General features: G+C 55.0%; 11 protein-coding genes and 4 tRNA genes. All 15 read left to right on the top strand.

The genetic code is table 11. The annotated features are described in order from the left end of the window. Nucleotides 1-83 precede the first annotated feature (83 nt). The 15 genes from birA (at nucleotide 84) to rpoC (ending at nucleotide 14,800) form a co-directional block, all read left to right on the top strand. A complete protein-coding gene (gene birA, locus ACM6IR_RS16585) occupies nucleotides 84-1,043 on the top strand; it encodes a bifunctional biotin--[acetyl-CoA-carboxylase] ligase/biotin operon repressor BirA (protein WP_414908697.1) in 960 nt (319 codons plus the stop codon). After that, complete coding sequence (locus ACM6IR_RS16580; RefSeq protein WP_414908696.1) at nucleotides 1,033-1,782, top strand: pantothenate kinase; 750 nt, start codon at nucleotides 1,033-1,035, stop codon at nucleotides 1,780-1,782. Before birA ends, ACM6IR_RS16580 begins: the two co-directional genes overlap by 11 nt. A 7-nt stretch (nucleotides 1,783-1,789) precedes the next feature. Then, complete coding sequence (locus ACM6IR_RS16575) at nucleotides 1,790-2,230, top strand: hypothetical protein (protein WP_414908695.1); 441 nt, start codon at nucleotides 1,790-1,792, stop codon at nucleotides 2,228-2,230. Nucleotides 2,231-2,372: 142 nt separating this feature from the next. Then, nucleotides 2,373-2,457, top strand: a tRNA-Tyr gene (locus tag ACM6IR_RS16570). A gap of 23 nt (nucleotides 2,458-2,480) precedes the next feature. Continuing rightward, nucleotides 2,481-2,554, top strand: a tRNA-Gly gene (locus ACM6IR_RS16565). A gap of 26 nt (nucleotides 2,555-2,580) precedes the next feature. Continuing rightward, nucleotides 2,581-2,656: transfer RNA gene (locus ACM6IR_RS16560), tRNA-Thr, on the top strand. A gap of 170 nt (nucleotides 2,657-2,826) precedes the next feature. Next, a tRNA-Trp gene (locus ACM6IR_RS16555) sits at nucleotides 2,827-2,902 on the top strand. A 45-nt stretch (nucleotides 2,903-2,947) separates the two neighbouring features. Then, entirely contained in the window at nucleotides 2,948-3,316 is a 369-nt protein-coding gene (gene secE / locus ACM6IR_RS16550; RefSeq protein ID WP_019693884.1) for a preprotein translocase subunit SecE, read from the top strand. A 9-nt stretch (nucleotides 3,317-3,325) separates the two neighbouring features. Continuing rightward, a complete protein-coding gene (nusG, locus tag ACM6IR_RS16545; RefSeq protein ID WP_007896622.1) occupies nucleotides 3,326-3,859 on the top strand; it encodes a transcription termination/antitermination protein NusG in 534 nt (177 codons plus the stop codon). Between the two features lie 117 nt (nucleotides 3,860-3,976). Then, nucleotides 3,977-4,408: a 50S ribosomal protein L11 gene (gene rplK, locus ACM6IR_RS16540; protein ID WP_008008888.1), complete on the top strand. Its 432-nt coding sequence runs from the start codon at nucleotides 3,977-3,979 to the stop codon at nucleotides 4,406-4,408. Then, nucleotides 4,408-5,103 (top strand): 50S ribosomal protein L1, encoded by a 696-nt coding sequence (gene rplA, locus ACM6IR_RS16535; protein WP_008041297.1) that lies wholly within the window; start codon nucleotides 4,408-4,410, stop codon nucleotides 5,101-5,103. Before rplK ends, rplA begins: the two co-directional genes overlap by 1 nt. 198 nt (nucleotides 5,104-5,301) lie before the next feature. Next, nucleotides 5,302-5,802 carry a 50S ribosomal protein L10 gene (gene rplJ, locus ACM6IR_RS16530; protein WP_038981297.1) on the top strand — a complete coding sequence of 167 codons (501 nt, stop codon included), beginning with the start codon at nucleotides 5,302-5,304 and terminating at the stop codon, nucleotides 5,800-5,802. 74 nt (nucleotides 5,803-5,876) lie between these two features. Further along, complete coding sequence (rplL, locus tag ACM6IR_RS16525) at nucleotides 5,877-6,242, top strand: 50S ribosomal protein L7/L12 (RefSeq protein WP_038981298.1); 366 nt, start codon at nucleotides 5,877-5,879, stop codon at nucleotides 6,240-6,242. A gap of 220 nt (nucleotides 6,243-6,462) precedes the next feature. Next, nucleotides 6,463-10,536, top strand: coding sequence for a DNA-directed RNA polymerase subunit beta (gene rpoB, locus ACM6IR_RS16520; protein ID WP_414908694.1), 4,074 nt, complete (start codon nucleotides 6,463-6,465; stop codon nucleotides 10,534-10,536). 64 nt (nucleotides 10,537-10,600) lie between these two features. Beyond that, on the top strand, nucleotides 10,601-14,800 hold the full coding sequence (rpoC, locus tag ACM6IR_RS16515) for a DNA-directed RNA polymerase subunit beta' (protein WP_414908693.1): 4,200 nt from the start codon (nucleotides 10,601-10,603) through the stop codon (nucleotides 14,798-14,800). The last annotated feature ends 175 nt before the right edge of the window (nucleotides 14,801-14,975 follow it).

The raw sequence follows: 14,975 nt of genomic DNA, 5'->3' as shown, positions 1-14,975 counted from the left end.
CAGGAAAATCTGATCTGTGGGGTTTCTATGCAACAGCTCGGGGCATGGCTATCATGCGGACCTCATTGTGAGGCGAGACTTGAATGCTGACGTTGTTAAAGCTTCTTAAAGATGGCCGATTCCATTCAGGCCCGGCCCTGGGCGTTGCCTTGGGTGTCAGTCGTAGTGCCGTATGGAAGCAGCTTCAGCATTTGGAGGCTGAACTGGGCTTGTCCATTCATAAGGTGCGGGGGCGTGGCTATCAATTGGCTGTGCCGTTGACTCTGCTTGATCCTGTCGAGATAAGAGAGCAGGCGCCCACATGTGATTGGCCTGTTTTTGTTTCCGATTCGCTTGATTCCACGAATGCTGAGGCGTTGCGTGTGATAGAGCGAGGGCAGGCAGCGCCATTTCTAGTGCTCGCCGAGCGCCAGACTGCCGGTCGTGGTCGGCGTGGGCGGAAATGGGTTAGTCCGTTTGCAGAAAACATCTATTACAGCCTGGTGCTGCGTATTGAAGGTGGAATGCGTCAGCTGGAAGGTTTGAGCCTTGTTGTTGGGCTCGCCGTCATGCAGGCCTTGCGAGAACTTGGTGTTTCGGGCGTCGGGTTGAAGTGGCCCAACGATGTTTTGGTCGGGCAGAAAAAGATCGCCGGAATATTGCTTGAGTTGGTGGGGGATCCTGCTGATGTGTGCCATGTCGTGCTGGGCGTTGGAATTAATGTGAACATGCAGATGACCGATGAGGTTGATCAGCAGTGGACGTCTATGCGGCTCGAGTCGGGCAGGGTGTTTGACCGCAATCACCTGGTCGCGAAGTTGGGTGAGATGCTCCAGGCTTATTTGAGTCGTCATCAAGTCGACGGATTTTCAGCTATCCAGGCAGAGTGGGAGCAAAATCATCTATGGCAAGGACGAGCTGTTTCGTTGATTGCCGGTGTTAACCAAATAGATGGCGAAGTGCTTGGTATCGATAGCCAAGGCGCCCTGCGCTTGAAGGTGGGTGGTGTGGAAAAAGTTTTTAGTGGTGGTGAGCTCAGTCTGAGGTTGCGTGATGATTCTTGAGCTCGACTGCGGGAACAGTTTCATTAAGTGGCGCGTGCTCGAGGCAGATGCTCAGCGGATAGTAGGCGAAGGCGTTGTTGATTCGGATCTTGCGTTGCTGGGGAGTTTGAAAGTCCTCAAGGGGCTGATGCTAAAGTTTTGCCGGTTGGTCAGTGTAAGAACGGCTGAAGAGACTGCAGCATTGATTTCGCTGCTTGAAGAGACTTTTGGCGTATCCGTAATGTGTGCCGCTCCCGCTCGTGAAATGTCCGGGGTCCGGAATGGCTACGAGGAGTTCGAGCGCCTGGGGCTTGACCGTTGGCTGGCAATGCTCGGAGGTTTTCATTTGGCTTCGGGCGCATGCCTGGTGCTCGATTTTGGTACTGCCGTCACTGCTGACTTCATCTCCAGGGATGGGGAGCATCTCGGAGGATTCATCTGTCCGGGAATGCCATTGATGCGAAATCAGTTGCGTACCCATACCCGTAAAATCCGCTATGGGGATCTTGCAGCGGAGCGCGCTCTGGAAAGTCTCGTCCCGGGTCGTACAACCGTCGAGGCAGTCGAGCGGGGGTGCTTGCTGATGCTGAGGGGGTTTGTCTTGACCCAGTTGGAGTTGGCTCGTAATTACTGGGGGGAAGGGTTTGATGTATTTCTCACTGGTGGGGATGCGGACTTGGTCTCCGAGATCGTGCCCGAGGCCAAGGTGGTGCCAGATCTTGTGTTTGTAGGTTTGGCTATGGCGTGTCCGTTGCCCTGAGGTTTTTATGCGTTGGTTGTTTTTGCTGCTGCTCGTTCTCAATACGTTCTATTACATCTGGCACCAACAAGAGGCTCCTCTTCGCGCCAAGGACGTCACGCCATTGAGTTTGTATAAGGGGGCGCAACAGGATATCCGCTTGCTGAGCGAGGCGGCTGATGCTGCTCGCGATAAGGGGAAGGCTAACCAGGCCGACGATGGTTGTCTCTACCTGGGTGGTTTTGCTCGCCAGGAGGCTTCTCAGGCAGTTGAGCGGCGGTTGGCTGGTATGGATATCAAGTTCCAATCCTTGCCGAAGGATTCTTCGGATTCTGCTGGTTACTGGGTACGCGTAGCTCCCGAAAGCCGGCGCTGGCTGGACGATTCGCAGCTAAAAAACCTTTCTAAAGAATTCAATGAGTTAAAACATAAAATAATGCCATGCGAGGGGGTTGCACCCGCCGAATAGTTTGCATAGAATGGCGCCCGCTTCGCAGTGAAGACCTTTACCGGTCAGCAGTGCGAAACAGAGTCAATGCAGCTAACCTCAGGTTTTTAATGAGAAAATGCTTGACAGAAGGCTGGCATGATATAGAATGCCGGCTCGCTTAGGAGGGGTTCCCGAGCGGCCAAAGGGATCAGACTGTAAATCTGACGTCTACGACTTCGAAGGTTCGAATCCTTCCCCCTCCACCATTTTTAGCGAGAGCTGCAAGCTCGCGGGTATAGTTTAGTGGTAGAACCTCAGCCTTCCAAGCTGATGATGCGGGTTCGATTCCCGCTACCCGCTCCATGTTTGCAGATCCTGCATAGTGTTACGCTCTTGTAGCTCAGTTGGTAGAGCACACCCTTGGTAAGGGTGAGGTCAGCGGTTCAAATCCGCTCAAGAGCTCCATATAACAAGGCAGATATGAAAATATCTGCCTTTGTTTTAATGGTCTGGTTGTGTTTCGTTGTGCCTGAGGGTGGTTTGAGTCCCGGGTGCTGGTGGAGTGCAAAGGCCATTGAGTAAATTGTTGTAAAGTCTTTTTCGGGCCGGCATAATGGTCGGCCTGATTTTGTTTTAGGTCAGTAGCTCAATTGGCAGAGCGACGGTCTCCAAAACCGTAGGTTGGGGGTTCGATTCCCTCCTGACCTGCCAGATTCACTTGGTGTGTCTGGCTTTCTTTTCACAGGATCTTCATAGATGACTCCTAAAGCTGAAGCTCAAGGCTCTCGCTTCGATCTGCTCAAGTGGCTAGTAGTAGTTGCTTTGGTGGTTGTTGGCGTTGTTGGTAATCAGTATTACCATGCTGCGCCGATCCTGTACCGTGTGCTCGCTTTGCTTGTCATTGCTGCTGTAGCTGCCTTTGTAGGCCTGCAGACAGTCAAGGGCAAGTCTTTCTTTGTACTGGTGAAGGAAGCTCGCACCGAGATTCGTAAAGTCGTATGGCCAACTCGCCAAGAAACCACGCAGACCACGTTGATTGTTGTGGCTGTTGTTCTGGTTATGGCGTTGCTGTTGTGGGGGCTTGATTCCCTGCTCGGCTGGCTTGTTTCCTTGATTGTCGGCTAAGGGTGTCCCGTGGCTAAGCGTTGGTACGTTGTGCATGCTTACTCCGGTTACGAGAAGCATGTCATGCGCTCGTTAGTAGAGCGCGTAAAGCTGGCTGGCATGGAAGATGGCTTTGGCGAAATTCTGGTTCCCACTGAAGAAGTGGTTGAAATGCGTAATGGCCAGAAACGCAAAAGCGAGCGTAAATTCTTCCCAGGTTATGTGCTGGTTCAGATGGACATGAATGAGGGTACTTGGCACTTGGTCAAGGATACTCCTCGGGTGATGGGTTTCATTGGCGGTACTGCTGATAAGCCTGCGCCAATCACAGACAAAGAGGCGGAAGCGATTCTGCGTCGTGTTGCTGATGGTAGCGACAAGCCGAAGCCGAAGACATTGTTCGAACCAGGCGAGTCGGTACGTGTCAACGACGGACCGTTTGCCGACTTTACCGGTACGGTTGAAGAAGTTAACTACGAAAAGAGCCGGATCCAAGTGGCAGTGCTCATTTTCGGACGCTCTACTCCGGTAGAGCTAGAGTTCAGCCAGGTCGAAAAGGTCTAGCTGATCAAGCATCCCAACCCCGCAGCCCTAGGCTGTGGGGTTTTGTCGTCACTGGGATAAACGCGCAAGTAACCGGGGAGCCTTTCGAGGCGTTCGAACCCGTAATTGGAGTGCCTCATGGCCAAGAAGATTACCGCTTACATCAAGCTGCAAGTGAAGGCCGCTCAGGCTAACCCAAGCCCACCTGTTGGTCCTGCTTTGGGTCAGCACGGCGTGAACATCATGGAATTCTGCAAGGCTTTCAACGCCCGTACCCAGGGTATTGAGCCAGGTCTGCCGACTCCAGTGATCATCACTGTTTACAGTGACCGCAGCTTCACTTTCGAAACCAAATCCACCCCTGCTTCGGTTCTGCTGAAGAAGGCGGCTGGTCTGACTAGCGGTTCTGCTCGTCCGAACACCGTTAAGGTTGGCACCGTGACTCGTGCTCAGCTGGAAGAAATCGCGAAAACCAAAAACGCGGATCTGACTGCAGCTGATATGGAAGCAGCCGTGCGTACTATCGCCGGTTCTGCTCGTAGCATGGGCCTTAACGTGGAGGGTGTGTAATGGCTAAGTTGACCAAGCGTCAAAAGGCTATCGCCGGCAAAATCGAAGCAGGCAAGTCCTACAACTTTGTAGACGCTGCTGCTCTGCTGGCTGAGCTGTCGACTGTCAAGTTCAGCGAGTCGTTCGACGTTGCTGTGAACCTGGGTGTTGACCCGCGTAAATCCGACCAGGTCGTTCGTAGCGCTACTGTGCTGCCACACGGCACTGGCAAGACTGTTCGCGTAGCTGTGTTCACCCAGGGTCCAGCTGCTGAGGCCGCTCTGGCTGCCGGCGCTGACCGTGTAGGTATGGACGACCTGGCTGCCGAAATGAAAGGCGGCGACCTAAACTATGACGTAGTTATCGCATCTCCGGATGCAATGCGCGTTGTAGGCCAGTTGGGTCAGATCCTCGGTCCACGTGGTCTGATGCCTAACCCTAAAGTCGGCACCGTAACTCCAGACGTAGCTACCGCGGTTAAGAACGCCAAGGCTGGTCAGGTTCGTTATCGCACCGACAAAAACGGCATCATCCACACTTCCGTTGGCAAGATCGGCTTCGACGCCGTCAAGCTGAAGGAAAACGTTGAAGCCCTGATCGCTGATCTGAAGCGTATCAAGCCAGCTTCCTCGAAAGGCATCTACGTTAAGCGCGTTACCCTGAGCACCACTATGGGTCCAGGTCTGGTCATCGACCAAAGCTCGCTCGACGCGTAAGACACAGGTTGGCGCGAGCGATCGCGCCAATTGAAAGATTGGGGTCCCTGCCTGGCGGGGGCTATCCAAGACCGTAGGCGACGCAAGTCTTAAACCTCAAGCCTACGCAGATGGTGCTCCCGGTTCCTTACCGAATCAGACACCAAAACGACATCCGGCTCCGGCCAGATGAAACGGTAACAAGCAGGAGTTAAACCCGTGGCAATTAAACTCGAAGACAAGAAGGCCATCGTCGCTGAAGTCAACGAGGCTGCCAAAGTCGCTCTGTCCGCTGTCGTGGTTGATGCCCGTGGCGTAACAGTAGGCGCAATGACCGGACTCCGTAAAGAGGCTCGTGAAGCTGGCGTTTACGTACGTGTTGTACGTAACACCCTGCTCAAGCGCGCTGTTGCTGACACTGAATACAGTGTTCTCAACGACGTGTTCACCGGCCCGACCCTGATTGCATTCTCGAACGAACATCCGGGCGCTGCTGCCCGTATCTTCAAAGAGTTTGCCAAGGGTCAGGACAAGTTCGAGATCAAGGCAGCTGCGTTCGAGGGCAAGTTCCTCGCAGCTAATCAGATCGACGTACTGGCAACTCTGCCGACCCGTGACGAAGCAATTTCCCAGCTGATGAGCGTGATTCAAGGCGCTACCAGCAAATTGGCTCGTACTCTGGCGGCAATTCGCGACCAGAAAGAAGCTGCTGCAGCCTAAGGCTCGTCAACTTCTCGCGTTTTTTGTTTATTTCGATGGTCGCGTAGGCCGTCCCCCAATTCAGGAATTGAGTCATGTCTCTGACTAACGAACAAATCATCGAAGCAATCGGCCAGAAATCCGTAGTGGAAATCGTTGAGCTGATCAAATCGATGGAAGAAACCTTCGGTGTTACCGCTGCTGCTGCTTCGGCTGGTCCAGCTGCTGCTGCCGCTGTTGTTGAAGAACAAACTGAATTCAACGTCATGCTGACCGAAGCTGGCGAGAAGAAAGTTAACGTGATCAAGGCAGTACGTGAACTGACCGGTCTGGGCCTGAAAGAAGCCAAGGCAGTAGTTGACGGCGCTCCTGGCATCGTTCTGGAAGCTGTTTCGAAAGACGCAGCTGACAAAGCAAAAGCCACTCTGGAAGAAGCAGGCGCTAAAGTCGAGCTGAAGTAAGCATCGACTTTGCGTCTCCAGCCCGAGCGTTAAGCGAAAGGCTGATGGCTGGTGGCTCTTGCCACCGGCCTTTTTCCGTTACTGGCAGCCGACTGGGTCGGTGCTGGTAACGAGCTGTAACCACCCGATGCGGTGGCGCAAACCATGGGGTTTGCACGATTTTCTGGCTGCTCCCGTCGGGAGGGGCCAAACAAGCAGGTGACCAAGCTGGGGAACGCTGATGGCTTACTCATATACTGAGAAAAAACGTATCCGCAAGGACTTTAGCAAGTTGCCGGACGTCATGGATGTGCCGTACCTCCTGGCCATCCAGCTGGATTCGTATCGTGAATTCTTGCAAGCGGGAGCGACTAAAGATCAGTTCCGCGACGTGGGCCTGCATGCGGCCTTCAAATCCGTTTTCCCGATCATCAGCTACTCCGGCAATGCTGCGCTGGAGTACGTCGGTTATCGCCTGGGCGAGCCGGCATTTGATGTCAAAGAATGCGTATTGCGCGGTGTAACTTACGCCGTACCGTTGCGGGTAAAAGTGCGCCTGATCATTTTCGACAAAGAATCGTCGAACAAAGCGATCAAGGACATCAAAGAGCAAGAAGTCTACATGGGTGAAATCCCCCTGATGACTGAGAACGGTACCTTCGTAATCAACGGTACCGAGCGTGTAATCGTTTCCCAGCTGCACCGTTCCCCGGGCGTGTTCTTCGACCACGACCGTGGCAAGACGCACAGCTCCGGCAAACTGCTTTACTCCGCGCGCATCATTCCTTACCGCGGTTCGTGGTTGGACTTCGAGTTCGACCCGAAAGACTGCGTGTTCGTTCGTATCGACCGTCGTCGCAAGCTGCCTGCATCGGTACTGCTGCGCGCGCTGGGCTATACCACTGAAGAAGTGCTCGACGCGTTCTATACCACCAACGTCTTCCACGTACAGGGTGAAAACCTCAATCTGGAACTGGTGCCTCAGCGCCTGCGTGGTGAAATTGCTGTCCTGGATATCCTGGATGACAAAGGCAAGGTTATTGTCGAGCAAGGTCGTCGTATTACGGCTCGCCACATCAATCAGCTGGAAAAAGCAGGGATCAAAGAGCTGCAAGTGCCTCTGGACTACGTCCTGGGTCGCACTACCGCCAAGGTCATCGTGCATCCGGCAACCGGCGAAATCCTGGCAGAGTGCAACACCGAGCTGAACACCGAGATCCTGGCAAAAATCGCCAAGGCTCAGGTTGTTCGCATCGAAACTCTGTACACCAACGATATCGACTGCGGTCCGTTCGTCTCTGACACGCTGAAGATCGACTCCACCAGCAACCAATTGGAAGCGCTGGTCGAGATCTATCGCATGATGCGTCCAGGCGAGCCGCCAACCAAGGACGCAGCCGAAACCCTGTTCAACAACCTGTTCTTCAGCCCTGAGCGCTATGACCTGTCTGCGGTCGGCCGGATGAAGTTCAACCGTCGTATCGGTCGCACCGAGATCGAAGGTTCGGGCGTGTTGTGCAAAGAAGACATCGTCGCGGTATTGAAGACCCTGGTCGACATCCGTAACGGTAAAGGCATCGTCGATGACATCGACCACCTGGGTAACCGTCGTGTTCGCTGCGTAGGCGAAATGGCCGAGAACCAGTTCCGCGTTGGCCTGGTACGTGTTGAGCGTGCGGTCAAAGAGCGTCTGTCGATGGCTGAAAGCGAAGGCCTGATGCCACAAGACCTGATCAACGCCAAGCCAGTGGCTGCGGCGGTGAAAGAGTTCTTCGGTTCCAGCCAGCTTTCGCAGTTCATGGACCAGAACAACCCGCTGTCCGAGATCACCCACAAGCGTCGTGTGTCTGCACTCGGCCCTGGCGGTTTGACTCGTGAGCGTGCCGGCTTTGAAGTTCGTGACGTACACCCGACTCACTACGGCCGTGTATGCCCGATTGAAACGCCAGAAGGCCCGAACATCGGTCTGATCAACTCCCTGGCCGCTTATGCGCGCACCAACCAGTACGGCTTCCTCGAAAGCCCGTACCGTGTGGTGAAAGACGCTTTGGTCACCGACGAGATCGTGTTCCTGTCCGCCATCGAAGAAGCTGATCACGTGATCGCTCAGGCTTCGGCCACGATGAACGACAAGAAAATGCTGATCGACGAGCTGGTTGCTGTTCGTCACTTGAACGAGTTCACCGTCAAGGCGCCGGAAGACGTCACCTTGATGGACGTATCGCCGAAGCAGGTAGTTTCGGTTGCAGCGTCGCTGATCCCGTTCCTCGAGCACGATGACGCCAACCGTGCGTTGATGGGTTCGAACATGCAGCGTCAAGCTGTACCAACTCTGCGCGCTGACAAGCCGCTGGTCGGTACCGGCATGGAGCGTAACGTAGCGCGTGACTCCGGCGTTTGCGTCGTGGCTCGTCGTGGTGGTGTTATCGATTCCGTCGACGCCAGCCGTATCGTGGTTCGTGTTGCTGATGACGAAGTTGAAACCGGCGAAGCTGGTGTCGACATCTACAACCTGACCAAATACACCCGCTCCAACCAGAACACCTGCATCAACCAGCGTCCGCTGGTGCGTAAAGGTGATCGGGTTCAGCGCAGCGACATCATGGCTGACGGTCCGTCCACCGACATGGGTGAACTGGCACTGGGTCAGAACATGCGCATCGCGTTCATGGCCTGGAACGGTTACAACTTCGAAGACTCCATCTGCCTGTCGGAACGAGTTGTTCAAGAAGATCGCTTTACCACGATCCACATTCAGGAACTGACCTGTGTGGCACGTGACACCAAGCTTGGGCCAGAGGAAATCACTGCAGACATCCCGAACGTGGGTGAAGCTGCGCTGAACAAGCTGGACGAAGCCGGCATCGTTTACGTAGGTGCTGAAGTTGGCGCTGGCGACATTCTGGTCGGTAAGGTCACTCCGAAAGGCGAGACCCAACTGACGCCGGAAGAAAAACTGCTGCGTGCCATCTTCGGTGAAAAAGCCAGCGACGTTAAAGACACCTCCCTGCGCGTGCCTACCGGCACCAAGGGTACGGTCATCGACGTACAGGTCTTCACCCGCGACGGCGTTGAGCGTGATGCTCGTGCACTGTCGATCGAGAAGACTCAACTCGACGAGATCCGCAAGGATCTGAACGAAGAGTTCCGTATCGTTGAAGGCGCCACTTTCGAACGTCTGCGTTCCGCTCTGGTCGGCCACAAAGCCGAAGGCGGCGCCGGTCTGAAGAAAGGTCAGGACATCACCGACGAAGTTCTCGACGGTCTTGAGCATGGTCAGTGGTTCAAACTGCGCATGGCTGAAGATGCTTTGAACGAGCAACTCGAGAAGGCTCAGGCCTACATCGTTGATCGCCGCCGTCTGCTGGACGACAAGTTCGAAGACAAGAAGCGCAAACTGCAGCAGGGCGATGACCTGGCTCCAGGCGTGCTGAAAATCGTCAAGGTTTACCTGGCAATCCGTCGCCGCATCCAGCCGGGCGACAAGATGGCCGGTCGTCACGGTAACAAGGGTGTGGTCTCTGTGATCATGCCGGTTGAAGACATGCCGCACGATGCCAATGGCACCCCGGTCGACGTCGTCCTCAACCCGTTGGGCGTACCTTCGCGTATGAACGTTGGTCAGATCCTTGAAACTCACCTCGGCCTTGCGGCTAAAGGTCTGGGCGAGAAGATCAACCGGATGATCGAAGAACAGCGCAAAGTCGCTGAACTTCGTAAATTCCTCGACGAGATCTACAACCAGATCGGCGGTCGAAACGAAGATCTGGATAGCTTCTCCGACCAGGAAATCCTGGATCTGGCGAAGAACCTGCGTGGCGGCGTTCCAATGGCCACTCCAGTGTTCGACGGTGCCAAAGAAAGCGAAATCAAGGCCATGCTGAAACTGGCAGACCTGCCAGAAAGCGGCCAGATGCAGCTGACCGACGGCCGTACCGGCAACAAGTTCGAGCGCCCGGTTACTGTTGGCTACATGTACATGCTGAAGCTGAACCACTTGGTAGACGACAAGATGCACGCTCGTTCTACCGGTTCGTACAGCCTGGTTACCCAGCAGCCGCTGGGTGGTAAGGCGCAGTTCGGTGGTCAGCGTTTCGGGGAGATGGAGGTCTGGGCACTGGAAGCATACGGTGCTGCTTACACTCTGCAAGAAATGCTCACAGTGAAGTCGGACGATGTGAACGGCCGGACCAAGATGTACAAAAACATCGTGGACGGCGATCACCGTATGGAGCCGGGCATGCCCGAGTCCTTCAACGTGTTGATCAAGGAAATTCGTTCCCTCGGCATCGATATCGATCTGGAAACCGAATAACACGTGACGCGAATCGAGAGCGGGGCAGGATTGCCCGCTCTCTGCTCCGCCAGGAGGAAAGGCCTTGAAAGACCTACTGAATTTGCTGAAAAACCAGGGTCAAGTCGAAGAGTTCGACGCCATCCGTATTGGATTGGCATCGCCTGAGATGATCCGTTCGTGGTCGTTCGGTGAAGTTAAAAAGCCGGAAACCATTAACTACCGTACGTTCAAACCTGAGCGTGACGGCCTGTTCTGCGCCAAGATCTTTGGCCCGGTAAAGGATTACGAGTGCCTGTGCGGTAAGTACAAGCGCTTGAAGCACCGTGGTGTGATCTGCGAGAAGTGCGGCGTTGAAGTCGCGCTGGCTAAGGTTCGTCGTGAGCGCATGGCGCACATCGAACTGGCTTCGCCGGTTGCCCACATCTGGTTCCTGAAATCGCTGCCGTCGCGTATCGGCTTGCTGATGGACATGACCCTGCGTGATATCGAACGCGTTCTCTACTTCGAGAGCTATGTCGTTATCGATCCAGGCATGACCACCCTTGAAAAAGGTCAGCTGCTGAACGACGAGCAGTACTTCGAAGCGCTGGAAGAGTTCGGCGACGATTTCGATGCCCGCATGGGTGCCGAAGCTGTCCGTGAGCTGCTGCACGCTATCGACCTGGAACACGAGATTGGCCGTCTGCGTGAAGAAATTCCGCAAACCAACTCCGAAACCAAAATCAAAAAGCTGTCCAAGCGTCTTAAGTTGATGGAAGCCTTCCAGGGTTCCGGCAACCTTCCAGAGTGGATGGTGCTGACCGTTCTGCCGGTTCTGCCGCCAGATCTGCGTCCACTGGTCCCGCTGGATGGCGGTCGCTTCGCGACTTCCGACCTCAACGATCTGTATCGTCGAGTGATCAACCGTAACAACCGCTTGAAGCGTCTGCTCGATCTGTCCGCTCCGGACATCATCGTGCGCAACGAAAAGCGTATGTTGCAGGAAGCCGTCGATGCACTGCTCGACAACGGCCGTCGTGGCCGCGCTATCACTGGTTCCAACAAGCGTCCTCTGAAATCCCTGGCTGACATGATCAAGGGTAAGCAAGGTCGTTTCCGTCAGAACTTGCTCGGTAAGCGTGTTGACTACTCCGGTCGTTCGGTAATTACCGTAGGTCCGACCCTGCGTCTGCACCAGTGCGGTCTGCCGAAGAAAATGGCTCTCGAGCTGTTCAAGCCGTTCATTTTTGGCAAGCTGGAAATGCGTGGTCTCGCGACCACCATCAAAGCTGCCAAGAAGATGGTCGAGCGTGAGCTGCCAGAGGTTTGGGATGTTCTCGCTGAAGTAATCCGCGAACACCCGGTTCTCCTCAACCGTGCACCGACCCTTCACCGTCTGGGTATCCAGGCGTTTGAACCGGTACTGATCGAAGGTAAGGCTATTCAGCTGCACCCGCTGGTCTGCGCCGCGTACAACGCCGACTTCGACGGCGACCAAATGGCCGTGCACGTACCGCTGACACTGGAAGCCCAGTTGGAAGCGCGTGCGTTGATGATGTCGACCAACAACATCCTGTCGCCAGCCAACGGTGAGCCAATCATCGTTCCGTCGCAGGACGTTGTATTGGGTCTGTACTACATGACTCGTGAAGCGATCAACGCCAAGGGCGAAGGTCGTGTGTTCGCGGATCTGCAAGAAGTTGACCGTGTGTTCCGTGCCGGCGAAGCCGCACTGCACGCCAAGGTTAAAGTGCGGATCAACGAAACCGTCAACGATCGTGATGGCGGCAGCGTCAAGAACACCCGTATCGTCGACACCACTGTCGGCCGTGCGCTGTTGTTCCAGGTTGTTCCACCTGGCCTGTCGTACGATGTCGTTAACCAGCCGATGAAGAAAAAGGCGATCTCCAAGCTGATCAACCAGTGCTACCGCGTGGTTGGTTTGAAAGAGACCGTGATCTTCGCTGACCAGTTGATGTACACCGGTTTTGCCTATTCGACTATTTCCGGCGTTTCCATCGGTGTTAACGACTTCGTTATCCCGGATGAAAAAGCCCGCATCATCGGTGCTGCTACCGACGAAGTGAAAGAGATCGAAAGTCAGTACGCCTCCGGCCTGGTAACCCAGGGCGAGAAGTACAACAAAGTGATCGACCTTTGGTCCAAGGCGAACGACGAAGTTTCCAAGGCGATGATGGCTAACCTCTCGAAAGAGAAAGTCATCGACCGTCATGGTGTCGAAGTCGACCAGGAATCCTTCAACTCGATGTACATGATGGCCGACTCGGGCGCACGGGGTTCTGCTGCGCAGATCCGTCAGCTCGCCGGTATGCGTGGCCTGATGGCCAAGCCGGACGGTTCCATCATCGAAACGCCGATTACCGCGAACTTCCGTGAAGGTTTGAGCGTACTTCAGTACTTCATCTCTACTCACGGTGCTCGTAAAGGTTTGGCGGATACCGCGTTGAAAACGGCGAACTCCGGTTACCTGACTCGTCGTCTGGTAGACGTGGCGCAGGATCTGGTTGTGACCGAGATCGATTGCGGCACCGAGCATGGCCTGGTAATGACTCCGCACATTGAAGGCGGTGACGTTGTTGAGCCATTGGGTGAGCGCGTATTGGGTCGTGTTATTGCCCGTGACGTGTTCAAGCCAGGTTCCGAAGAAATCATCGTTCCTGCCGGTACGCTGGTAGACGAGAAGTGGGTCGAGTTCATCGAGCTGAACAGCATCGACGAAGTGATCGTGCGTTCGCCGATCAGCTGCGAAACCCGCTATGGCATTTGCGCCAAGTGCTACGGCCGTGACTTGGCTCGTGGTCACCAGGTGAATATCGGTGAAGCGGTCGGCGTTATCGCTGCCCAGTCCATCGGTGAGCCGGGTACCCAGCTGACCATGCGTACGTTCCACATTGGTGGTGCGGCAAGCCGGACCTCCGCAGCCGACAGCGTTCAGGTGAAAAATGGCGGTACCGTCCGTCTGCATAACCTGAAGCATGTTGAGCGAGTGGATGGTTGCCTGGTTGCTGTGTCCCGTTCCGGTGAGCTGGCAATCGCTGACGACTTCGGTCGTGAGCGCGAGCGTTACAAGCTGCCGTACGGTGCTGTGATTTCGGTAAAAGAAGGTGACAAGGTCGACGCTGGCGCAATCGTGGCCAAGTGGGATCCGCACACTCACCCAATCGTTACCGAAATGAAAGGTACCGTGACCTACGTGGGCATGGAAGAAGGCATCACGATCAAGCGTCAGACTGACGAATTGACCGGTATGACCAACATTGAAGTACTCGACGCCAAAGACCGTCCAGCTGCCGGTAAAGATATCCGTCCAGCTGTGAAGATGGTTGATGACAACGGCAAGGATCTCTTGCTGCCGGGTACCGACGTAATTGCTCAGTACTTCCTGCCTGCCAACGCCCTTGTCGGTGTTGCGGACGGTGCGAAAATCGCGATCGGTGATGTTATCGCTCGTATTCCGCAAGAGACTTCGAAGACCCGTGACATCACCGGTGGTCTGCCGCGTGTTGCCGACTTGTTCGAAGCCCGTCGTCCGAAAGAAGCCTCGATTCTGGCTGAAGTCAGCGGCACCATCGCGTTCGGTAAAGAGACCAAAGGCAAGCGCCGTCTGGTTATTACCCCGAACGACGGTAGCGATCCGTACGAAGAGCTGATTCCGAAGTGGCGTCACCTGAACGTCTTCGAAGGCGAACAGGTAAACCGCGGCGAAGTTATCTCCGATGGTCCGAGCGATCCACACGACATCCTGCGTCTGCTGGGTGTGAGTGCGCTGGCCAAGTACATCGTGAACGAGATCCAGGACGTTTACCGTCTGCAAGGCGTGAAGATCAACGACAAGCACATCGAGACCATCCTGCGTCAGATGCTGCGTAAAGTTGAAATCGCTGAATCCGGCGATTCCAGTTTCATCAAGGGCGACCAGATGGAATTGACTCACGTTCTGGTAGAGAACGAGCGTCTGGCTGGCGACGAGAAATTCGTTTCCAAGTTCACTCGCGTGCTGTTGGGCATCACCAAGGCGTCGTTGTCCACCGAATCGTTCATCTCGGCGGCTTCCTTCCAGGAAACCACACGTGTACTGACCGAAGCGGCGGTAACCGGCAAGCGCGATTACCTGCGTGGCCTGAAAGAAAACGTAGTCGTGGGTCGTCTGATCCCGGCCGGTACCGGTCTGGCTTATCACAGCGAGCGCAAGCGCCGCCGTGAAGCTGACAAACCGTTGCGCGTAAGCGCCAGTGAAGTGGAAGCTGCACTGACCGAAGCACTGAACTCGAGCGGTAACTGAGTTCTGCGGTAAATAAGCGTGGGGCCCCGGCAGTCCCGTTCATCGAATCAAGACAAATTGTCGAGGTTGGATGAGCGGGGAGGTCGGGGCCTTGCCTTGACTGGGGACAAGATCCTCTTTAGACTCTTGTACCCCTAAATTTGGCGGGAATTCGTTCCTGCCATTTTGCTTTTCT

This window comes from Pseudomonas sp. IT-P253 (assembly GCF_949768125.1).
In the GTDB taxonomy this organism is placed as follows: domain Bacteria; phylum Pseudomonadota; class Gammaproteobacteria; order Pseudomonadales; family Pseudomonadaceae; genus Aquipseudomonas.
The sequence above is the reverse complement of the archived record's forward strand: the minus strand, read 5'-3'. Positions and strand labels throughout refer to the sequence as shown.

Excerpts from the sequence above, each read along its gene's own strand:
- rplL (WP_038981298.1), top strand. The coding sequence starts at position 5,877 with ATGTCTCTGACTAACGAACAAATCATCGAAGCAATCGGCCAGAAATCC.
- rpoB (WP_414908694.1), top strand. The coding sequence starts at position 6,463 with ATGGCTTACTCATATACTGAGAAAAAACGTATCCGCAAGGACTTTAGC.
- ACM6IR_RS16575 (WP_414908695.1), top strand. The coding sequence starts at position 1,790 with ATGCGTTGGTTGTTTTTGCTGCTGCTCGTTCTCAATACGTTCTATTAC.
- ACM6IR_RS16580 (WP_414908696.1), top strand. The coding sequence starts at position 1,033 with ATGATTCTTGAGCTCGACTGCGGGAACAGTTTCATTAAGTGGCGCGTG.
- birA (WP_414908697.1), top strand. The coding sequence starts at position 84 with ATGCTGACGTTGTTAAAGCTTCTTAAAGATGGCCGATTCCATTCAGGC.
- rplA (WP_008041297.1), top strand. The coding sequence starts at position 4,408 with ATGGCTAAGTTGACCAAGCGTCAAAAGGCTATCGCCGGCAAAATCGAA.
- rplK (WP_008008888.1), top strand. The coding sequence starts at position 3,977 with ATGGCCAAGAAGATTACCGCTTACATCAAGCTGCAAGTGAAGGCCGCT.
- secE (WP_019693884.1), top strand. The coding sequence starts at position 2,948 with ATGACTCCTAAAGCTGAAGCTCAAGGCTCTCGCTTCGATCTGCTCAAG.